Below are 19,257 nucleotides of genomic sequence, written 5' to 3'. Positions count from 1 at the left end.
GCGGTGCATCAGACAGATTCCCGACTGACACCATGAACGGAAAAAGCGGAGATGGGGCTCACATCAGACTCACCGCCTGAACGAAAAAACAGATGCTAACTGGCATACCGCACAGGAACGTCGAGCCATACCCGATCCGCGGGATAAGGCCGGGAGTGGAGGAAACCACGATATACAGCGCGCACAGATAAGGAACAAAGAAAAGAAGGGGAAAAGGGGAAGCCCCGCCTCCCCCAACCAAACTTATTGCGCCGACAGCGCCTCGTTCACCCAGCCATCAAACTGTGCCTGGTGCGCCTTAATCCAGCCGTCAACGTGGCCCTGAATATCCGCTTCCGATGCCTTACCGTTATGCATCATCGCATTCTGAGCGTTGATATCGGCAATCGGCAGCTTGATGATTGAAAACAGCTTCGCGGCCGCCGGGTTTTTCTCCGCCCAGGCTTTATTGGCGACAATATGCATGGTGTTCACCGGGAAACCATAGTTCGCGCCGTTGGGCAGTTTAGTATCAATGTCTTTCTGTTCGCCCGGCATGGAAGAGAACGGTACCTGTAGCCAGACTACATCTTTACCCGGCTTGAGAATGTCGCTCACCCAGTACGGGGTCCAGGTATAGTAAACAACCGGTTTGCCCTCTTTAAAGCGGGTGATGGTATCGGCCATCATCGCCGCGTAGTTCCCCTGGTTGTGCGTCACCGTATCACTCAGACCAAAGGCCTTTATCTGGTGATTAATCACCGCTTCGCAGCCCCAGCCCGGCGTACAACCGGTCAGATCGGCTTTGCCATCGCCGTTAGTATCAAATAACTTCGCGAGCTGCGGATCTTTCAGTTGATCGATACTCTTGATGTGATACTGCTCGGCGGTTTTTTTATCCATCAGGTAACCCTGCGCGGCGCCGGTAACAAAATCACCCTCGCGATAAAACTTTTGATCTCCGCCGGCCGCGGCATACATATCGTCATGCAGGGGCTGCCAGTTCACAGCGGTAAAAGTGGCATCGCCAGAGGCAATTGAGGTATAGCCGACGTTGTAGTCCACTTCACTCGGCTTGTTGACGGTATAACCCAGTTTCTCCAGCGCGCGGCTGACCAGTAATGTCTGGAAAGTCTCTTCCGAAATGGTGCTCTGAATCGGCTGTACGGTAATGCCTTTACCCGGCAGATCGGCCGCCAGAGCGCTGGTGGAAACGAGTGTGGCAAAGGCTGTGGCAAAAATAACACTATGTCGCATCGTTATTCCTTTTGTTGTGTGATGAAAGAAAGCGGGCGGCACCGATGCCGCCGCGGCTTTTATTTGATGAATGGACGGGTCAGCAGGCCCAGCGGTCCGGTGGTGTACCAGCGGCGGTTGCCGCGGCTGCGCGAGTCGCGCCCCACCGCCTGGGTCAGGCGGTCGAGAATAATCGCCAGGATAACAATGCCGGCTCCGCCCACCGAGGCCAGCCCCATGTCGAGTCGGCCAATCCCACGCAGAACCATCTGGCCCAGGCCGCCGACGGCAATCATGGACGCGATCACCACCATCGACAGCGCCAGCATCAGCGTCTGGTTAACCCCGGCCATAATGGTCGGCATCGCCAGCGGTAACTGGACTTTAAACAGCATCTGGCGCGGGCTGGCGCCGAAAGAGCGCGCGGCCTCGATAAGATCCCCCGGCACCTGGTTGATGCCGAGAATGGTCAGCCGCACAATCGGCGGCAGGGCGAAGATAATCGTTACCACCACGCCCGGTACGTTACCGATCCCGAACAGCATGACGATCGGCACCAGGTAGACGAAGGCCGGCGTGGTCTGCATGGCATCAAGTATCGGCCGTACGATTTTCGCCGCCCGCTGGCTGCGCGCCAGCCAAATCCCCAGCGGCAGGCCGATGAGAATACAGAACAATAGCGCGGTCAGCACCAGCGCCAGCGTCACCATGGCCTGAGACCAGGCGCCGATAGCGCCAATGGCAACCAGTGAAACCAGGGTCGCTACCCCCATCCCGAGGCTGGACATCTGCCAGGCAATCAGGGCGAAGACGACAATCGCCGCCGGCGCCGGCATCCCCAGCAACAACTGCTGGAAGGCGCTAAGGATATAGTCCACCGGTACGCGGATCCCCTGGAACACCGGACGGAAGTGGGTGACGACCCAGTCGATGCCGGTGGTCACCCAACTGTCCAGCGGGATCAGCGTGTGATGAAACGGATCGAGAATATTAAACTGTTCCGGCTGCGGCGCCGGGGCGCTGTTCAGCCAGTCGGCGCCGTTATCGGCAGCTGGCGCCTGGGTTCCCCACGCATCGGCGGCAGAGGCGCTATCGCCTGCCGTCCCGGCCGTGGTATCCCATGGATTTGTAGTTTGATCACTCATTGTTTGCCCCCTCACGATCTAATGCCTGCAGCAGACCGCCTTTGGAGATGGTGCCAAGATACTGCTGATTCTCATCCACCACCGGTACGGCGCAGGGCGCCTGGCCGACGTGGGAGAGCAGTTCGTTGAGAGAGGTTTCCGCCATCACTGGCTGCGGCGCGTCGAGCAGGGCCTGATCCAGTCCCTGGCCGTTTGTCAGCGCGGCTTTCAGCGAGTCGATAGAGACGATGCCGATAAATTTACGCCCGCGCTCGATGACATAGCCGAATTCGCGGTCTTCATCCTGCAGCAGTTTGAGCGCCGAACGCGGGCCGAAACCCGGCGTTTTGCGGATAATGCCTGCCGGGCTACGACGGGCGATATCTTTCGCGCTGAATACCTGGCTGATATCCACCCCGCGGAAGAAGGTGCGGACATAGTCGTTGGCCGGGTTGTTGAGGATTTCATCCGGCGTGCCAATCTGCACCACTTCGCCGTTTTGCATAATGGCGATGCGATCGCCGATACGCATGGCTTCATCCAGATCGTGCGAAATAAACACAATGGTGCGCTGGTGCTGAGCCTGGAGCTTGACCAGTTCATCCTGCATTTCGGTACGGATTAACGGGTCGAGGGCCGAGAAGGCTTCGTCCATTAACAGAATATCCGGATTAATGGCTAATGCCCGGGCCAGACCGACACGTTGACGCATACCGCCGGAAAGTTCATCCGGGTAGGCGTGAGCATAATTTTCCAGCCCGACCTGGCGCAGGGCATCGAGGGCTTTTTCCTCGCGCTCCTGGACTGCCACACCGGCTAATTCCATACCAAACGCCGTATTATTGAGTACGGTCATGTGCGGCATGAGCGCAAACGACTGGAATACCATCGCGATTTTCTTTTTGCGCACCTCGCGAAGCTCGCTGTCTGATATTGCGGCAATATCAATGCCGTCAATCAGTACCTGCCCGCGGGTGGGTTCAATCAGGCGATTGAGAAGGCGAACCATAGTGGATTTACCCGAACCGGATAACCCCATGATGACAAATATCTCGCCTTCTTCAATGGCCAGACTGGCGTTCTTTACGCCAAGTGATAAACCGGTTTTCTCCAGTATTTGCTCTTTTGAGAGCCCTTGTTCGATATATTTAAAAGCGCGCTGAGGATGCTCGCCGAATATTTTATAAAGATTCTTTACTTCTAATTTAACTGCCATGCAATAAATAGTTTCCCGTTATCTGTCGATATATTTATTTTTCCTGATGAAAAGTCGTAGTCGCCATATACCCTAACATACTGAGATTCTGTGGCAACCCTCGGTAAGCGCCAGGATATATTTCAGTGGGCGCCGGGGTTGCTGTATTTCCCATGAGATAAGGGCTGAGCGCGGATTGTAAAAATCGCGATTTTTTTGCTTTGCTATGGAGAATTTTTGGTTGAACAGGGCGTCGCGGCGAAAATTCACGGAAAAAATGGGGTTATTATTTGTTCCGGAAATCCTGATTGTGAAAAATTTAGTGAGGGAGAGGTGATTATTTTTCTGGAAAATAGAACGGAATCATTCAATCTGATTTGCTGAATAAAACTGAATAGCGCCGGGAAATATGGGGCGGTTTTAGGGGTTAACGCCGGCAGCGCCGGCGTGGCTCAAAAATCCCAGTCGTCGTCCTGGGTTTCTACGGCTTTTCCCATCACATACGAAGATCCGGAGCCGGAAAAGAAATCGTGATTTTCATCGGCGCCGGGGGAGAGGGCGGCGAGAATCGCCGGATTTACCCGGGTCATCTCCGGCGGGAATATGGCCTCATAGCCCAGATTCATCAATGCCTTATTGGCGTTGTAGCACAGGAATGCATTAACATCCTCTTCGTGGCCGGTTTCCCGGTAAAGCGCCGCTGTATATTCCCGTTCATTTTCATAAAGCACCATCAGTAATTCCAGCGCGAAATTCTGTAGCGATTCCCGGCGCTGTGGTGTGGCCTGTTGCAGATTCTTCTGAAATTTATAGCCGATATAATAACCGTGCACCGCTTCGTCGCGAATAATCAGACGAATCAAATCGGCGGTATTGGTCAGTTTTCCGCGGCTCGACCAGTACATTGGCAGCCAGAACCCGGAATAGAACAGAAAGGATTCGAGAAATACGCTGGCGATTTTTTTCTTCTGCGCATCGTTACCGCAGTAATGCTCCAGAATAATGTGCGCCTTACGCTGCAGCGGCTGATTTTCTTCGCTCCAGGCATAGGCGGCATCGACCTCCGGGGTCTGGCACAGGGTGGAAAATATCGAACTGTAAGAGCGGGCATGGACCGCTTCCATAAAACTGATATTCGACAGTACGGCTTCTTCATGGGGGGTCAGCGCGTCCCCCATCAGGGCCGGCGCGCCAAGGGTATTCTGAATGGTGTCGAGCAGCGTCAGGCCGGTGAAAACCCGGATTGTAAGGCGCTGCTCCGCCGCGCTCAGGCTCTGCCAGGCGGGCAGATCGCCGGACAGGGGGATTTTTTCCGGTAGCCAGAAATTACTGGTCAGCCGGTTCCAGATTTCCAGATCTTTATCATCCTCGATCTGGTTCCAGTTTATAGCGGAAATACGGGTCAAAGCGGTCATCAGTAATCCTTACAGCGCGCAGGAGACGCAGCCTTCAATTTCGGTACCTTCCAGCGCCATCTGGCGCAGGCGGATGTAGTACAGGGTTTTAATACCTTTCTTCCAGGCATAGATCTGGGCGCGGTTAATATCGCGGGTGGTGGCGGTATCCGGGAAAAACAGCGTCAGCGATAGCCCCTGATCGACGTGACGGGTCGCGGCGGCGTAGGTATCAACTATCTTTTCCGGACCAATCTGGTAAGCGTCCTGGTACAGTTCAAGATTGTCGTTGGTCATAAACGGCGCCGGATAATAGACCCGACCGGTTTTACCCTCTTTGCGGATCTCAATGCGCGACACGATCGGGTGAATGCTCGACGTGGCGTGATTGATATATGAAATTGAACCGGTAGGGGGAATAGCCTGTAAATTCCGGTTATACAGCCCCCACTGCATTACGTCGTCGCGCAGTTGGCTCCACATTTCGCGGGTGGGAATGACGACGCCGGCGCGGGTGAATAGCGCCCGGACTTTGTCGGTTTCAGGCTGCCAGTCCCGGGTGACATAATCGTGGAAATAGTCGCCGCTGGCGTAACGCGAATTTTCGAAACCGGCGAAGCGCTGGCCGCGCTCGCGCGCCAGGGCGCAGGAGGCCCGCAGGGCATGCCAGGTGATGGTACAGAAATAGATATTAGTGAAATCGATACCTTCCGCTGAGCCATAGAGAATCCCTTCGCGGGCCAGATAACCGTGCAGATTCATCTGCCCGAGGCCGATGGCGTGCGACGCGGCGTTGCCGGCGGAGATGGAGGGAACTGAGCGGATATCGCTCATGTCGGAGACCGCCGTCAGGCCGCGGACAGCGACGTCCACCGTGCGCCCGAAATCCGGGGAGTCCATGGTATGGGCGATGTTCAGCGATCCCAGATTGCACGAAATATCGTGGCCGATTTCCCGGTAGGCGAGACAATCTTCAAGGATCGACGGGCTGTTCACCTGGAGAATTTCCGAGCACAGATTACTCATATTAATACGCCCGGCGATGGGGTTAGCGCGGTTTACTGTATCTTCGAACATGATGTACGGATAGCCGGATTCGAACTGGATCTCCGCCAGGCGCTGGAAAAAGTCCCGGGCGTTGATGGTCTGACGGCGTACCCGCGGGTCGTCGAGCAACTGGTAGTAACATTCGCCGATCGCCATATCGCCGAAAGGTTTGCCGTACAGACGTTCAACGTCATACGGAGAAAATAGCGCCATCGGCGCATTCTCTTTCGCCAACTGGAAGGTGATATCCGGAATAACCACCCCTAACGATAGCGTTTTAATACGGATTTTCTCGTCGGCGTTTTCCCGTTTAGTATCCAGAAAACGCAGAATATCCGGGTGATGGGCGTGCAGCCAGACCGCGCCGGCCCCCTGGCGCGCCCCCAGTTGGTTGGCGTAGGAGAAGGCGTCTTCCAGCATTTTCATGACCGGAATCACCCCGGAAGACTGATTTTCAATGCGTTTGATCGGCGCTCCGGCTTCGCGCAGATTAGAGAGCAGGAAAGCCACGCCGCCGCCGCGTTTGGACAACTGTAACGCCGAATTTACCGCCCGGCCGATCGATTCCATATTGTCTTCGATACGTACCAGAAAACAGGACACCAGCTCGCCGCGCTGCTGTTTGCCACAGTTAAGGAAGGTCGGCGTGGCGGGTTGAAAACGCCCGGTGAGCATCTCTTCCATCAGTTGACCGGCGAGGGTTTCATCGCCCCGGGCGAGGGTCAGCGCCACCATGACCACCCGATCGGCGAAATGCTCCAGATACTGTTTGCCGTCAAAGGTTTTTAAGGCGTAACTGGTGTAAAACTTCCAGGCGCCGAGGAAAGTCTGAAAGCGATAACCGGCCCGATGAGCGCGTTCGAACAGCGCCTCGCAGAACGATGGGCGGTAATGTTCGAGTACTGCGGGTTGGTAATAACCTTCGCGTACCAGCCAGTCCAGCCGCGCCGCGTGGTTGGGGAACGTGACAAAATTCGGCTGTACATGTCTGGAGTAAAAAGCCTCTACCGCCCGCTGATCTTGTTCCAGCTGCAGGCGACCGGCGCTGTCGTAGAGATTAAGTAGCGCATTCAGGGCATGATAATCCCCGGACAGCGCGTCAGGATTCAGGGTGTCTGTCGTTGCCAAAATTGGTTTACTCCCTTACGCACGTTTTCCCGGTCCTCGGGGGTACCGAGCAATTCAAAGCGGTACAACCACGGGACCTGGCACTTTTGGGCGATAATCTGGCCGGCAAGGCCGTAAGCGTCGCCAAAATTACTGTTACCGGCCGCGATGACGCCGCGAATCAGCGCCCGGTTGCCGGGATGGTTGAGAAAGCGGATCACCTGCGGGGGGACCGCGCCGGCACGCCCGCCGCCGCCATAAGTGGGGACAATCAGGATATATGGTTCGCTGACTTCCAGCTGTTCACCTGGCGTAACCGGGATGCGCCGCGCGGGGAGACCCAGGCGCATCACAAAGCGGTGGGTGTTCTGCGAACTACTGGAAAAGTAGACCAGAGTACTCACAGGCTGGCCGTATGCCCGGCGGGCTGAGGCAGGCGGTTGATCATATCCGGGCGAAAGCCGCTCCAGCTTTGCTGATCGGCGATCACCACCGGCAACTGGCGAAATCCCCGGGCGCGTAGCTCATCGGCGGCCTGAGGATCTAAATCGAGGTTGATGGTTTCATAGTCAAAACCCCGGCTTTCCATCGCCCGTTTGGTGGCATGACACTGGATACAGCTTTTGCGAGTGTAAATAATAATGCGCATGATTCGTATTTCCGTTTAAGATGGCAAACGCGGCAATTACTGTCGCCCGATACATCAGTGATCTGGTGCCTGAAATACTATATGTTGGGTAAATTATTTTCAACCACGCAATATGTAGCGTTTTTGACGCGGAGTATTAAGGCAGTGAAGGAGGTCGCCCCGAGGAAGAGGCGACGCAAGATTACTGGCGCATGCTGACCGCCAGACGGTTGAAAGCATTCATCAGGCTGATGGCGAACGTTAAATCGCTGATTTCCTGATCGCTGAAATGGGCTTGCAGCGGCAGCCAGACATCATCCCCGGCGTGGCCCTCAGCAATGAACGTCAGGGCTTCGGCCCAGGCGAGCGCGGCCCGCTCTTTTTCACTGAAGCGCGTACTGACTCGCCATCCCGCCAGCGCATCGAGGCGCGGTTGGTTTTCTCCCTTCCTGCGTAGTGCGTTACTGTGCATTTCCAGACAGAAAGCGCAGCCATTGAGCTGTGACACTCTCAGGAATATCAGCTCGATCAGGCGCATATCCAGAGGTCCGGCCTCAAGGCCTTTCAGGGCCTGGCATAGCGGTTGATATATAGCCGGGGAAAGTTCCGCATACGGCAGGCGATGTGGGGTCATGATTGTTGCTCCTCATTGTCATTGAATGGCCAAAATAGCATTATGATGGATGGTAAATAAGTGCCAAAAAAAGGATAAAAAAGCAGACCATGTCAGCGTCGCGGGAAAATCCGCCGTTAGAAAAATCTTTTATTCCGCGCTACCGCCAGATAGCCCTGCAGCTACGCCAGGGGATGATGAGTGGCGAACTGGCCGTCGGCGCCCGGCTGCCTTCCAGCCGCACACTGGCGCAGGAACTTGGGGTTTCAAGGGACACCATTGAGAATGCCTATGGTGAGCTGGTGGCTCAGGGATGGCTGGAGCGGCGCGGTCAGTCAGGCACTTTTGTGAGCCATACACCGCCGGGAGTCAGGTCTCGCGCTACGACATCCCCGCTCTCCGCTCACCAGCAGCCGCAGCCTTTTCAGATGGGCCTGCCAGCGCTGGATGCCTTTCCGCGCGCGCTGTGGGGACGCCTGCTTGGCCGCCGCCAGCGGAGCCAGACAGGTTTTGATTTGGCGATACCTGAGCCCGGCGGCGAGCTGTCGTTGCGCCAGGCAATTGCTGAATATCTGCGTTATTCGCGCAATATCGACTGTTCGGCGGAACACATTTTTATCACCGCCGGCTATGCCCAGGCATTGCGTCTGCTGCTGGGCGTGCTGGCAACGCCACAGCAGGGTATTTGGCTGGAAGATCCTGGCTATCCCCTGGTGCGCCCGATTCTGGCGGAGGCCGGGCTGCGATTTTGTCCGGTGCCGGTGGATAGCGACGGCATGGATATCGCTTTTGGGCGCAAACACTTCCCCGACGCGCGTTTTGCGCTGGTGACGCCCGCTCATCAAAGCCCGCTGGGCGTGGCGCTGAGCGCCGATCGCCGCCGCCAGTTGCTGGAGTGGGCGGCGCGGTGCGGCAGTTGGATCATTGAAGACGATTACGACAGTGAGTTTCGTTACCATGCCAGGCCGCTGCCCCCGGTGAAAAGCCTTGATGGGCCACAGAGGGTTATCTATGCCGGTACTTTCAGCAAGTCTTTATTCCCGGCGTTACGCACCGCGTGGCTGGTGGTTCCACCGGCGCTGGCCACGGCTTTTCAGCAGGCCATCAGCCGTTTTCCCTGTACGGTCCCGACGCTGATTCAGCAGACTATCGGCGATTTTATTCATGGCGGGCACTTTTTCCGTCATCTGAAGAAAATGCGCCAGCTGTATGGGCTACGCCATGAAAATGTCACTCAGGCGCTGGCGGAGCAGGGTTTTCGCGTGGCGCCGCAGTCGGGGGGCATTCAACTGGTGATTGAGGTGGATGAGGATGATGTGTTGCTGGCGCAGAAGGCTAACCGGGCCGGTCTTGCGGTTCAGGCGTTAACCACGTGGTGTAGCCGGGAGCCGGCGCGCCGCGGGTTATTGCTCTGCTTTACCAATGTGGCCTCCTTGTCGGAGGCCAGACGGTTGGCGAAGCGGCTGCGAGACGCGATTTCTCTTTAACGACGAGCCAGCAGCGCCCCGATAAAGATCCCTACTGCCGCGCCGATCCCGACACTATGCCAGGGTTTATCGCGCACCCAGTCATCGGCATTGCCGACCGCATCGCGAGCCGCCTGCTGGAGCCGCGGGCGACCATTGAGCCGTGCGCGGGTCTCTTTGAGTAAAGATTGCGCCTTGCTGCGGGCGGCATCGACTTCGTCTTTCGCGTCGCTCCCGAAAGATTTCAGTACGTCTTCCAGCGCGTCGGCCAACTGGCTGACATCCTGGTTTACCTCGTTTACTTCAGTGTCAATATCGTTGCGTGATGTTCGATTAAACATTGGCTTCCTCCATAAAACGTGATGTGCATAACAGTGTAGACCACCCTGAACGCCCGCGCCGGATCGCCGCCGGTTTGTGGACTTTTCCGAAAGCCCTGCTATTGCTGATTAAGGTAAGGTTGCGAAGCTGTGAAAAAGAGGAAGAGGAAAAACAATGTATTTACGACCCGATGAGGTGGCGCGCGTTCTGGAAAAAGCCGGATTTACGGTAGATATCATCACTCCAAAGGCCTATGGCTACCGTCGGGGTGATAACTATGTGTATGTGAATCGGGAAGCGCGTATGGGGCGTACGGCGCTGGTTATTCATCCGATGCTTAAAGAGCGCAGCTCATCGCTGGCTGAACCGGCCTCAGAGATCAAGACCTGCGATCATTATCAGCAATTTCCCCTGTATCTTGCCGGGGAAGGGCGGGAGCATTACGGCATTCCTCACGGTTTCAGTTCACGCCTGGCGCTGGAGCGCTATCTTAATGGTCTGTTTGGGGCTGAGTTGTCACCGGGGCAGGCGTAAGTCCTGGACCCCGGACAGGGAAGTCAGACAGCGCGGGTGGGCGAGTAACCGCTGACCCGAAACAATCGGCGGCAGTAATCGAGGAAGTAGCCATAAACGGCGCCCATCACCATTGTTACCACGATATTGGAACTGACGGCGGCAATAATTTGCTGCATATCTGCGCCTACCGACCAGAGGATAGCGGCATAGACCGGCGACTGGAATGTGACATAGGCGAGGATATCGGCCAGGTTACGCGCCCAGCCGGCCGGGCTGTAGCGCCGCGCCGTTTTCAGGAATGCGTCACGGTACACCCCATAAGGCCAGGCTATCAGGATGTTGACTGGAATCGAAACCAGACGCGAGGAAAGCGACTGACTGAACGTCATCCCGGATAGAAAAATTTCTATCGCCATATTCACTATGAAGCAGTACACCACCATGGCAAAAATGTCGGCCGCAGCCTGGCGAAACCGTGATGAACCAGATGACATGGCTAATACTCCGTGGTAATTCAGAAATTAATCCTGGAAAATTGCTTTATAGATGGCGTCTTAAACGGCGTTTTTCTATTTGTGCAGATTATATTTCTAACTGAATAATTTCAATTAGCGTAAAATTTTTATTTACGGGCTTTTTGTCCACAAAATCCTCTGTTGGTTGACTTTTGCGCTACGTGGCATCACTTTTTGTCGAAAATTTATTTTTATTTATGTAAATCAATACGATGATTTATTTCTGCGATCCCGGGCATTGGGGGTTATTGCGTCATCCTCACAATATCCTTTAAATTTTTAATCTGTTAATAATTATTTAAATAGTTTTATATTCTGTTGTAGGTTGTTTTTTACACGGCTGGTAGATGAATAACTATGCAGTATGACGCTGCGTGTCGACGTGCCATTGCTCAGAAAGAGGTATATCCATGCCATGGATGATCGTTATATTGTTATTTATATAGCGATTGTCTGTTCCGGAGGAGGGTATGGAAAATCATTTTGGCAAGGGATTAATGGCTGGTCTGAGGGCCAGCCATGCAGCGAGCGCCGCCAGTGCGGCGAGGTTTTGCGCCGATTATCGGCGCGGGTTTGTACTGGGCTATGCCCATCACCTGTCAGAACTGACCGGCGATGGGCAGCGGGCGGCGTGGGAGGCTGGCATACTGACGCGGCGCTACAATCTGGATAAGGATCTGGTGGTGGATTTCTTTAAAGATAGGAATGCCGGCAGCGCGGTGCACTGTTTTATGGCGGGCTATAACCGCGAAGGTTAGTCCGCGGCTCGCTGTTGCCTGATGGGCGCAGACGATCTGCCAGCGGCGGCGGCTGTTTCCGCCGCTGTTTCAACGCTGGTTTCTGCGCGCCCTGCATGTTAGCTTTCTGTTATATCGGTGTCTCGCGGTGATTGTGTGGTTGATTGCGGCGCAAAGCGTATCGTGCTGCGCAGCGACTACGGATTGCCGCCTGGTGAAATAAGGTGAGGCTGTTATGCTGGATATCGTGCATTTTCCGCTGTTTTTTGTTTCAGCGCTGCTGCTATTAATTACTCCCGGACCGGATTTGGCCTATGTTGTCGGGCAGAGCGTCGCTAATGGCCGGCGTTCTGGGGTGATCTCCGCGGTTGGCGTCGCCCTGGGCAGTTGCGCGCATGCCCTGGCCAGCGCGCTGGGAATTACGGCGCTGATTGCCGCGTCTCCGCTATTATTCAGCGTGGTGAAATACCTTGGCGCCGCTTATCTTATTTGGCTGGGCCTGAGTATGATTATATCCAGCTGGCGGCGTCAGACGGCAGTCAATTCTATCGTGGCTGAAAAAATCTCTCTGAGTGATAAAAGTCTGTTGCTAAAAGGATTTATTACTACGATAACCAACCCGAAAGTTTTACTATTTTTTATCGCCTTCTTTCCACAGTTTGTGGCGGTGACAGGCGAGCATCAGGCACTGTCATTTTTTGTGCTGGGTATGGTGTATGCCGCCACCGGTTTGCTGGTGGATGCCAGTTTTGCGTGGATGTCCGGTTCGCTGTCCGCCCGGGTTTCCACCAGCCAGCGACTGCGCAACTGGCTGGATCGCGCGGTGGGCGCCACCTTCATTGCCCTGGGAATTCGCTTAATGTTTACCCGCCGTTAATCAATTGCGGATCACCTTCAGGCCTGTTAATTGCTGATGGGCCTGAATTATTTTTGTGATGCAATTGTACCGTAATATCATTTAGTTATTAGATTAACTTTCTCCCGTTAGAATATATTTTGGGGATTTTTGCGATTAAATATTAATCTGATAAATCGTTGTGGGTGGATCACAGTTTAAAAATTCAGTAAGGTAGCGCCCCTTATTTTTTATTACCACCAGGGAGAAAGGGGAAATATGTCCCGGACGCTACATCAATTAAATAATCTTCGTATACTTCGGGCACAGGCTCGCGCTGTCTCCATGGATGTTCTGGAAGAGATGCTGGAAAAAGTCAGGATAGTCGCTGAAGAAATGCGTCAGCAGCGGGAAGAACAGCAGCGTTTAAATAACCACCATTATGAAAAACTGCAAACCTGGCTGGCGTTAATGGCCGCCGACGGTATCGATCCCCTTGAACTGGTGCAACAATTACCTGATGGATCGCCAAAAAACGGTTATTCCCGAACAGCGAAATATTGTTATCGCGATTTGAACGGTAAACAGCAGTTCTGGACAGGGCGCGGACGTACGCCAAAGGTGATTGCTACGGCGCTGGCTGAGGGCAAATCGCTGTATGATTTTTTAATTAACTAATCCTGTATCGCCCGTGCATAGCGCGCGGGCATTTTCCCTAATCTCAGCAAACGCCGAAATCACCGTCCTCTTTGTAAGGCGTGACGTCTGCCGCTTTCAGCGTGACCTTTTCCGCGTCTTTCTGGCCGGGTGGCGCTGCGACAATTTGATCTTCATGGACTTCCAGCACTTCAAGTTTCGGCCCGCCGGTGCGTGGTTGCACTAAATCTCCGGGTTTAAACATGTGACGATCCTCCTGTGGTTAACGCTATGGTCAACTGAGTATGGACCCGGATAGCCGGCAATGACAGGTCGGGCGGAAATTTCGCTGCCGCCTGCCTGCCGGGACTTTGTGGTCAGCCAGAGGACTGTCAGGGTTGCGGCAAAGCCCATTGAGCAATGCCTGCCGGGCGCGTAAAAGTGGGTAAATGGCGTTCTCTGAGATGGCGCTTCGCCTGTGCCTGGCTACCCTTTGCAATACTGAGCCATAAGAGGAGTGTTAAATGGGTTTCTGGCGTGTCGTGATTACTATATTGTTGCCGCCGCTCGGCGTACTGCTGGGGAAAGGCTTTGGCTGGGCCTTTCTGCTGAATATTCTCCTGACGCTACTGGGATACATTCCCGGTCTGATCCACGCTTTCTGGGTTCAGACCCGTCACTGAACGGTGCCGGGTAGAACCGCTTGCTGACAAACGACTATTCTTTAGTTGTTAATTTTATTATTTCATTCCTTGTTATTATAACCATCTGTATTTTTATTAAATGCAGATGGTTATATCTCCGAAGACGGTCACGTTTTTTATTCCGCGAACCGGTAAGATTAGCCGGGAATCCCACCCTCTCAAGGAGAAAATGCATGAAATTCATCAACGTCAGTCTGATGGCGATGGTTGTTTCTGGTTTCAGCGGCGCGGCTTTGGCGCTTCCCAATATTACGGTTCTGGCGACTGGCGGTACTATCGCCGGCGGCGGCGATTCCGCCACCCAGAGCAGCTATACCGCGGGAAAAGTTGGCGTGGAGTCGCTGGTGGACGCGGTGCCGCAGTTGAAAGATATCGCCGTCATTAAAGGCGAGCAGGTGGTGAATATCGGTTCCCAGGATATGAGCGATGATGTCTGGCTGACACTGGCGAAGAAGATTAATGCCGAATGCGCGCAAACCGACGGTTTCGTGATTACTCACGGTACCGATACGATGGAAGAGACGGCCTATTTTCTCGACCTGACGGTGAAGTGCGCCAAACCGGTGGTACTGGTTGGCGCGATGCGTCCGTCGACGGCCATGAGCGCCGACGGACCCTTCAATTTGTATAACGCGGTGGTGACCGCGGCGGAGCCGGCCTCCGCCGGGCGCGGTGTGCTGGTGATGATGAACGACACCGTACTGGATGGGCGCGATGTGACTAAAACCAATACCACCGCGGTGGATACCTTCCGGGCGCTTAATTATGGGCCGCTGGGGTATATCCATAATGGCAAAGTGGAATATCAGCGCACGCCAGCCCGAAAGCACACTACCGAAACGGAATTTGACGTCAGCAAACTGACCGAGTTGCCGAAGGTCGGCATTGTCTATAGCTACGCGAATGCCAGCGATGCGCCGCTGAAAGCGCTGCTGAGCGAGGGCTATAAAGGGATTGTGATTGCCGGCGTCGGTAACGGCAATATGAACAAAGCCATGTTTGATACCGTGGCGACGGCCGCACATCAGGGCGTGGCGGTGGTTCGCTCTTCCCGGGTGCCTTCCGGCGCGACAACCCGGGACGCCGAAGTGGATGACTCGAAGTACGGTTTTATCGCCTCCGGTACCCTGAATCCGCAAAAAGCGCGGGTACTGCTGCAACTGGCGCTGACCCGCAGCCAAAACCCTGAAGAAATTCAGAAAGATTTCGAACAGTACTGACAGGTAAGAGCGCCCCGGTGTACCGGGGCGTCATGCTCTTTTTAACTCCCCGTAAATTCTTGTCTGGCGATATCAGGCGATGTTTTCCATGATTTTTAGCGCTGTGCATGCTGGCACGCAGGCGCATGCCTGACCAGCGAACCTGCCCGAGCGCTTGTAATAAACCTGGATCGCAGCGCGCTACGGTGCGGCAAATCGATCGTCGTCGCAAATCTTCACCTGTATGATTTTCCAGGATTGGCAATGGTCGACAATCGCGCTATAACCTTCAATCAGACATAGTGTATTTATTTTTACTAACTGTATTATCTTACTTCATACCGCACATGACGGCGGCGATAGAAAACATGGAGAGCTGACTTATGACAATGGAAGTGATCTGTCACGGTGTCCCGGGCGGTCATCCTCCCGCCGGGCACTACTCGCACAGTTGCCGCGCCGGCGGCCTGGTGTTTGTTTCCGGGCAACTGCCGGTGGTCGCCGGTACTGCGCATCGTCCGGATGCCCCTTTTGAGGAGCAGGTTACCCAGGTACTGCAAAATCTTGACGCCTGCCTGCAGGGGGCGGGGATAACCCGTCGCCAGCTGGCGCAGGTGCGGGTGTATATCACGGATATGGCGCTGTGGCCGGTTTTTGATGCGCTTTATGCGCAGTGGATCGGTGAATCCCGACCGGCGCGGGCGGTAGTCGGAGTCGCGCATCTGCACTATGGATTTGCGCTGGAAGTGGAAGCCGTGGCGCTGGCCAGTGACTGAAACAAATAGATGACCATAACAGAGGTGTTCTGAGATGAGCGAATTAGCGCTTCCCGATTATGACGATGTGGCGGCGGCCAGCCTGCGTATTGCCGGATATGCTAACCAAACCCCGGTGTTGACTTCGCGCACCGCCAATGACTGGTTTGGCGCGCAGCTCTATTTTAAGTGTGAAAATTTCCAGCGTATGGGGGCGTTTAAATTCCGCGGCGCGATGAATGCGCTCAGCCAGTTTACTCCGCAGCAGAAAGCGGCCGGCGTGGTCGCGTTCTCTTCCGGCAATCATGCCCAGGCGATAGCGCTGGCGGCGAAACTGCTGGGGATCCCGGCGACCATAGTGATGCCGCATGATGCGCCCGCGGTAAAAGTGGCGGCGACGCGGGGTTATGGCGGCCAGGTGGTGGAATACAATCGTTATACTGAAGACAGGGAACAGATAGGTCGGCAACTGGCGGAGCAGCACGGTCTGACGCTGATCCCGCCTTACGATCATCCTCATGTCATTGCCGGCCAGGGGACTGCCGCTAAAGAACTGTTTGAAGAGGTTGGCGAGCTGGATGCGCTGTTTGTCTGCCTTGGCGGCGGCGGGCTGCTTTCTGGATCGGCGCTGGCGGCGCGGTGGCTGGCGCCACGCTGTAAAGTTTATGGCGTGGAGCCTGTGGCCGGCAATGATGGTCAGCAGTCATTGCGTAGCGGGCAGATTGTGCATATTGATACGCCGCAGACGATTGCCGACGGCGCCCAGACTCAGCATCTGGGGAAATATACTTTCCCGCTTATTTGCCAGAACGTGGACGATATTCTTACCGTTACCGACGATGCGCTGGTGGAGTGCATGCGCTTCTTTGCTGAGCGAATGAAAATAGTGGTGGAACCGACCGGGTGCCTGGGTTTTGCCGCCGCCCGCGACGTTCGCGAAACGCTGCGCGGCAAGCGCGTGGGGGTGATTGTCAGCGGCGGTAATGTCGATATCAGCCGCTTTGGTCAGTTGCTGGCGGGTCAGGACCAGCGATAATTGCTGCGGTCGGGACGGCGGGCGATTATTTCTTGTTTACTCACTAAACGGCACCGCTCAGGGTGCCGTTTGCTGATGGCGGGGGTTAATCAAAGACACCGTTGATGACCGCAGTGACAACCGCGGTACTTAAGGCGATCAGCACCAGATCGTTGCCAACGATGTTCCATTCATATCCCGGGTAGTAGGGAAGTTGCCCCAGCATTGAAGCGGGGACGGTTTTTTTGGCGATCCCCGGAGGGAGAGGCTTACCTCTGGCAAGGTTTTTCGCAATACCCGGCGGCAGTGACTGATAACCTGTCAGACCATAGTTAACCGCCAGATGACGCGCGGTAGAGAAGCTAATATCGGATTCAACCCGATCGGGTTTGCCGTAGTTTTTACGCTGCTGCGGGGAGGACTCTTTTTTCTGGCCGGCATTGCCTTTCTGGCTGTTGCCATGATTGCCCTGATTGCCGTTATTGCCATGGTTTCCACTGTTGCCATGGCCTCCGCCATTGCCGTTCCCGTTACCATTACCGGGATTGGCCAGCGCAGGAGTGGCAGAGATGGCGAAACAGAGAATCGCCGTCAATGCAAGAGAAGTACGGTGGCGCCTGAACATGATGTGTTCCTCATTGTGTAGACAATAGAACATTATGATTACTGATGATTGTCGACAATATCATCAATTCTTATTCTTAGTTTATCGCGACCAGAGGCGTTTTCCCGGGGATTTATCTGTGAACGATGCCAGGCAATATTATCCGATGTTAAGTATCGCCTGGCACAGCGGCCGGTGCTGAATGGGGGGGATTTGCTGGTTTTTACGTGGCGATCGCCTCGTTTCAGGGAGTACCCGCGGCGGAGATAAACCGCGAGTATTGCGCCAAAAACCCCAGGAATAATCACGTTTCTGTGGGCTATATCTCATATTTGTGATGCTAACTGGCTGAATGAGATCGTGTTTTTGGTTTTTAACTCTGCATTGACATGTGTTACTGAAATATTATGTCGCTCAAATTAATTAATGTGATGTGTATCACAAAAAAAGATATTTGGTGAATCATTAGGATTTTTGCCCTTTCATACCCTCTTATTACCCGGGAACCCTGAATATTCCTGGACAATCGCCCATGTAATCCAGGATTTTTCCTTATTGGTCTAATTTCAAGTGGTTTTATCTATTGCCCGATAAAAATTTACCCTTGCTTTTATCATTGGGGTAATGAATATTTACAGAAAAGAAATTTGGGTTTAATTAATCGCTTACTGATTCATTACCTTTTTTCTTAGACAATGTGAGTGTTACTCGGGAGGTCACCAATAAATTAAAATGTCGTCTACATATACTGTTATTTATGCTATTGAACTTTCATGCTGATGAACTTTGTCGGAATGAGTTTTAACGCCTCTGAATATGTTTTTTTAGGTGGTTTTTTTGATATAACCATGATCTGTCGTTTTTTTTCGATAATGATCATCGGCTTTGTTCTTTAATTCAATGGAATAAGTAGATGAAGAGCCCGGTATTTCAGCAGTTTCCGGGATGTGTTATACAATCACTTTTAATATATGGAAATTAATTATGAAAAAATTAGCTGCTGCTGTTATTGTCTCTATGGGAATCGCTTCTTTCGGTGTTCAGGCCGATCAGGGAAGTGGTAAAGTCACTTTTTATGGCTCTATCATTGATGCTCCGTGCTCTATCCACCCGGAATCAACTGACATGAAAGTCCCTCTGGGGCAGATTTCCAGTTCATTACTGGATGGTGGTGGCACCTCGACTCCTCGCGCATTTGATATTGAGCTGGAAAATTGTGCCTTTGAATTAGATGCCAACGGCCAACCTAAATTCAATACCGTGAAGGTCATTTTTGCAGGTGGTAACGTGCCGGGTAATATGTCCATGCTGGCTATCAATGGCCAGGCGGCTGGTGCGGGCGTTCGCATTCAGGATTACAGTGGTCAGTTGGTGACTCTGCTTCAGCCGACCAGCGGTCGCGGTCTGGGGAACGGTCCTAACACGCTGAGTTTTTCCGCCTATCTGGAAAAAATTGCCAGCGTCACTAACGTCACTCCGGGTGAATTCCAGGCTGTGACCGACTTCACTCTGGCTTATGAATAAGGCGGAGCCTGTTCTCATGTAGCGTTAATCGGGCTGTGTTTGCAGCCCGATATTCAGGAGCACAGCGATGGTCAATCTCTTGCGAACTCTGGTATTTCTGACTTTTC

General features: G+C 54.0%; 22 protein-coding genes. 10 read left to right on the top strand and 12 right to left on the bottom strand.

The genetic code is table 11. The features are described 5' to 3' along the window. Nucleotides 1-243: 243 nt before the first annotated feature. The 8 genes from proX to AQ981_RS24600 form a co-directional block, all read right to left on the bottom strand. Nucleotides 244-1,236, bottom strand: coding sequence for a glycine betaine/L-proline ABC transporter substrate-binding protein ProX (gene proX, locus AQ981_RS24635; protein WP_058914406.1), 993 nt, complete (start codon nucleotides 1,234-1,236; stop codon nucleotides 244-246). A 59-nt stretch (nucleotides 1,237-1,295) separates the two neighbouring features. After that, entirely contained in the window at nucleotides 1,296-2,360 is a 1,065-nt protein-coding gene (gene proW, locus AQ981_RS24630; protein WP_058914405.1) for a glycine betaine/L-proline ABC transporter permease ProW, read from the bottom strand. Further along, nucleotides 2,353-3,555, bottom strand: a complete 1,203-nt coding sequence (gene proV / locus AQ981_RS24625) for a glycine betaine/L-proline ABC transporter ATP-binding protein ProV (protein ID WP_058914404.1) — start codon at nucleotides 3,553-3,555, stop codon at nucleotides 2,353-2,355. Before proV ends, proW begins: the two co-directional genes overlap by 8 nt. Before the next feature lie 431 nt (nucleotides 3,556-3,986). Further along, complete coding sequence (gene nrdF, locus AQ981_RS24620; RefSeq protein ID WP_058914403.1) at nucleotides 3,987-4,949, bottom strand: class 1b ribonucleoside-diphosphate reductase subunit beta; 963 nt, start codon at nucleotides 4,947-4,949, stop codon at nucleotides 3,987-3,989. Between the two features lie 9 nt (nucleotides 4,950-4,958). Further along, nucleotides 4,959-7,103 (bottom strand): class 1b ribonucleoside-diphosphate reductase subunit alpha, encoded by a 2,145-nt coding sequence (gene nrdE / locus AQ981_RS24615; protein WP_058914402.1) that lies wholly within the window; start codon nucleotides 7,101-7,103, stop codon nucleotides 4,959-4,961. Next, entirely contained in the window at nucleotides 7,082-7,486 is a 405-nt protein-coding gene (gene nrdI, locus AQ981_RS24610) for a class Ib ribonucleoside-diphosphate reductase assembly flavoprotein NrdI (protein ID WP_058914401.1), read from the bottom strand. The genes nrdE and nrdI overlap by 22 nt, the downstream gene beginning before the upstream one ends. Next, nucleotides 7,483-7,731, bottom strand: coding sequence for a glutaredoxin-like protein NrdH (nrdH, locus tag AQ981_RS24605; RefSeq protein WP_058914400.1), 249 nt, complete (start codon nucleotides 7,729-7,731; stop codon nucleotides 7,483-7,485). The genes nrdI and nrdH overlap by 4 nt, the downstream gene beginning before the upstream one ends. A 181-nt stretch (nucleotides 7,732-7,912) precedes the next feature. Next, nucleotides 7,913-8,344, bottom strand: coding sequence for a carboxymuconolactone decarboxylase family protein (locus AQ981_RS24600; protein WP_058914399.1), 432 nt, complete (start codon nucleotides 8,342-8,344; stop codon nucleotides 7,913-7,915). Between the two features lie 131 nt (nucleotides 8,345-8,475). Between AQ981_RS24600 and pdxR the strand changes: the two genes are divergently transcribed. After that, complete coding sequence (gene pdxR, locus AQ981_RS24595) at nucleotides 8,476-9,810, top strand: MocR-like pyridoxine biosynthesis transcription factor PdxR (RefSeq protein ID WP_058914407.1); 1,335 nt, start codon at nucleotides 8,476-8,478, stop codon at nucleotides 9,808-9,810. On the opposite strand, the gene AQ981_RS24590 is transcribed toward pdxR, so the two are convergent. Further along, complete coding sequence (locus tag AQ981_RS24590; protein WP_058914398.1) at nucleotides 9,807-10,130, bottom strand: DUF883 family protein; 324 nt, start codon at nucleotides 10,128-10,130, stop codon at nucleotides 9,807-9,809. The two genes, pdxR and AQ981_RS24590, sit on opposite strands and share 4 nt — an antisense overlap. Before the next feature lie 154 nt (nucleotides 10,131-10,284). On the opposite strand from AQ981_RS24590, the gene AQ981_RS24585 reads away from it, so the two are divergent. Next, nucleotides 10,285-10,644, top strand: coding sequence for a DUF2002 family protein (locus tag AQ981_RS24585; RefSeq protein ID WP_058914397.1), 360 nt, complete (start codon nucleotides 10,285-10,287; stop codon nucleotides 10,642-10,644). Between the two features lie 23 nt (nucleotides 10,645-10,667). Here AQ981_RS24585 and AQ981_RS24580 read toward each other — a convergent pair whose 3' ends face one another. After that, nucleotides 10,668-11,120 carry an L-alanine exporter AlaE gene (locus AQ981_RS24580; protein ID WP_058914396.1) on the bottom strand — a complete coding sequence of 151 codons (453 nt, stop codon included), beginning with the start codon at nucleotides 11,118-11,120 and terminating at the stop codon, nucleotides 10,668-10,670. Nucleotides 11,121-11,611: 491 nt separating this feature from the next. Here AQ981_RS24580 and AQ981_RS24575 point away from each other — a divergent pair, with 491 nt between their 5' ends. The 3 genes from AQ981_RS24575 to AQ981_RS24565 all read left to right on the top strand — a co-directional run bounded on the left by AQ981_RS24575 (nucleotide 11,612) and on the right by AQ981_RS24565 (nucleotide 13,391). Next, nucleotides 11,612-11,899 (top strand): DUF2623 family protein, encoded by a 288-nt coding sequence (locus AQ981_RS24575; protein ID WP_058914395.1) that lies wholly within the window; start codon nucleotides 11,612-11,614, stop codon nucleotides 11,897-11,899. A 214-nt stretch (nucleotides 11,900-12,113) separates the two neighbouring features. Further along, a complete protein-coding gene (locus AQ981_RS24570; RefSeq protein WP_058914394.1) occupies nucleotides 12,114-12,755 on the top strand; it encodes a LysE family translocator in 642 nt (213 codons plus the stop codon). Between the two features lie 237 nt (nucleotides 12,756-12,992). After that, nucleotides 12,993-13,391, top strand: a complete 399-nt coding sequence (locus AQ981_RS24565; RefSeq protein WP_058914393.1) for an H-NS family histone-like protein — start codon at nucleotides 12,993-12,995, stop codon at nucleotides 13,389-13,391. 43 nt (nucleotides 13,392-13,434) lie between these two features. On the opposite strand, the gene AQ981_RS24560 is transcribed toward AQ981_RS24565, so the two are convergent. Continuing rightward, a complete protein-coding gene (locus AQ981_RS24560; protein WP_058914392.1) occupies nucleotides 13,435-13,614 on the bottom strand; it encodes a hypothetical protein in 180 nt (59 codons plus the stop codon). 259 nt (nucleotides 13,615-13,873) lie between these two features. On the opposite strand from AQ981_RS24560, the gene AQ981_RS26585 reads away from it, so the two are divergent. From AQ981_RS26585 to AQ981_RS24545, 4 genes are all read left to right on the top strand, one after another. Further along, complete coding sequence (locus AQ981_RS26585; protein WP_071609014.1) at nucleotides 13,874-14,032, top strand: YqaE/Pmp3 family membrane protein; 159 nt, start codon at nucleotides 13,874-13,876, stop codon at nucleotides 14,030-14,032. Between the two features lie 194 nt (nucleotides 14,033-14,226). Further along, nucleotides 14,227-15,273 carry an L-asparaginase 2 gene (gene ansB / locus AQ981_RS24555; protein WP_058914391.1) on the top strand — a complete coding sequence of 349 codons (1,047 nt, stop codon included), beginning with the start codon at nucleotides 14,227-14,229 and terminating at the stop codon, nucleotides 15,271-15,273. A gap of 362 nt (nucleotides 15,274-15,635) precedes the next feature. Next, nucleotides 15,636-16,028: a RidA family protein gene (locus AQ981_RS24550; RefSeq protein ID WP_058914390.1), complete on the top strand. Its 393-nt coding sequence runs from the start codon at nucleotides 15,636-15,638 to the stop codon at nucleotides 16,026-16,028. A gap of 34 nt (nucleotides 16,029-16,062) precedes the next feature. Further along, on the top strand, nucleotides 16,063-17,043 hold the full coding sequence (locus AQ981_RS24545) for a threo-3-hydroxy-L-aspartate ammonia-lyase (RefSeq protein WP_058914389.1): 981 nt from the start codon (nucleotides 16,063-16,065) through the stop codon (nucleotides 17,041-17,043). An 85-nt stretch (nucleotides 17,044-17,128) separates the two neighbouring features. Here AQ981_RS24545 and AQ981_RS24540 read toward each other — a convergent pair whose 3' ends face one another. Next, nucleotides 17,129-17,647 (bottom strand): anti-virulence regulator CigR family protein, encoded by a 519-nt coding sequence (locus AQ981_RS24540; protein ID WP_058914388.1) that lies wholly within the window; start codon nucleotides 17,645-17,647, stop codon nucleotides 17,129-17,131. 963 nt (nucleotides 17,648-18,610) lie between these two features. Between AQ981_RS24540 and AQ981_RS24535 the strand changes: the two genes are divergently transcribed. Then, nucleotides 18,611-19,150 carry a fimbrial protein gene (locus tag AQ981_RS24535; protein WP_249226386.1) on the top strand — a complete coding sequence of 180 codons (540 nt, stop codon included), beginning with the start codon at nucleotides 18,611-18,613 and terminating at the stop codon, nucleotides 19,148-19,150. The last annotated feature ends 107 nt before the right edge of the window (nucleotides 19,151-19,257 follow it).

Source organism: Entomohabitans teleogrylli, from assembly GCF_001484765.1.
Taxonomy (GTDB): domain Bacteria; phylum Pseudomonadota; class Gammaproteobacteria; order Enterobacterales; family Enterobacteriaceae; genus Entomohabitans; species Entomohabitans teleogrylli.
Note: the sequence above shows the minus strand (reverse complement) of the source record. Positions and strands in the feature narration are given on the sequence as shown.

Bases quoted from the DNA above. Each gene is read 5' to 3' on its own strand.
- proX (WP_058914406.1), bottom strand. From the start codon at position 1,236: ATGCGACATAGTGTTATTTTTGCCACAGCCTTTGCCACACTCGTTTCC.
- proW (WP_058914405.1), bottom strand. From the start codon at position 2,360: ATGAGTGATCAAACTACAAATCCATGGGATACCACGGCCGGGACGGCA.
- proV (WP_058914404.1), bottom strand. From the start codon at position 3,555: ATGGCAGTTAAATTAGAAGTAAAGAATCTTTATAAAATATTCGGCGAG.
- nrdF (WP_058914403.1), bottom strand. From the start codon at position 4,949: ATGACCGCTTTGACCCGTATTTCCGCTATAAACTGGAACCAGATCGAG.
- nrdH (WP_058914400.1), bottom strand. From the start codon at position 7,731: ATGCGCATTATTATTTACACTCGCAAAAGCTGTATCCAGTGTCATGCC.
- AQ981_RS24600 (WP_058914399.1), bottom strand. From the start codon at position 8,344: ATGACCCCACATCGCCTGCCGTATGCGGAACTTTCCCCGGCTATATAT.
- AQ981_RS24590 (WP_058914398.1), bottom strand. From the start codon at position 10,130: ATGTTTAATCGAACATCACGCAACGATATTGACACTGAAGTAAACGAG.
- AQ981_RS24585 (WP_058914397.1), top strand. From the start codon at position 10,285: ATGTATTTACGACCCGATGAGGTGGCGCGCGTTCTGGAAAAAGCCGGA.
- AQ981_RS24580 (WP_058914396.1), bottom strand. From the start codon at position 11,120: ATGTCATCTGGTTCATCACGGTTTCGCCAGGCTGCGGCCGACATTTTT.
- AQ981_RS24575 (WP_058914395.1), top strand. From the start codon at position 11,612: ATGGAAAATCATTTTGGCAAGGGATTAATGGCTGGTCTGAGGGCCAGC.
- AQ981_RS24570 (WP_058914394.1), top strand. From the start codon at position 12,114: ATGCTGGATATCGTGCATTTTCCGCTGTTTTTTGTTTCAGCGCTGCTG.
- AQ981_RS24565 (WP_058914393.1), top strand. From the start codon at position 12,993: ATGTCCCGGACGCTACATCAATTAAATAATCTTCGTATACTTCGGGCA.
- AQ981_RS24560 (WP_058914392.1), bottom strand. From the start codon at position 13,614: ATGTTTAAACCCGGAGATTTAGTGCAACCACGCACCGGCGGGCCGAAA.
- AQ981_RS26585 (WP_071609014.1), top strand. From the start codon at position 13,874: ATGGGTTTCTGGCGTGTCGTGATTACTATATTGTTGCCGCCGCTCGGC.
- ansB (WP_058914391.1), top strand. From the start codon at position 14,227: ATGAAATTCATCAACGTCAGTCTGATGGCGATGGTTGTTTCTGGTTTC.
- AQ981_RS24550 (WP_058914390.1), top strand. From the start codon at position 15,636: ATGACAATGGAAGTGATCTGTCACGGTGTCCCGGGCGGTCATCCTCCC.
- AQ981_RS24545 (WP_058914389.1), top strand. From the start codon at position 16,063: ATGAGCGAATTAGCGCTTCCCGATTATGACGATGTGGCGGCGGCCAGC.
- AQ981_RS24540 (WP_058914388.1), bottom strand. From the start codon at position 17,647: ATGTTCAGGCGCCACCGTACTTCTCTTGCATTGACGGCGATTCTCTGT.
- AQ981_RS24535 (WP_249226386.1), top strand. From the start codon at position 18,611: ATGAAAAAATTAGCTGCTGCTGTTATTGTCTCTATGGGAATCGCTTCT.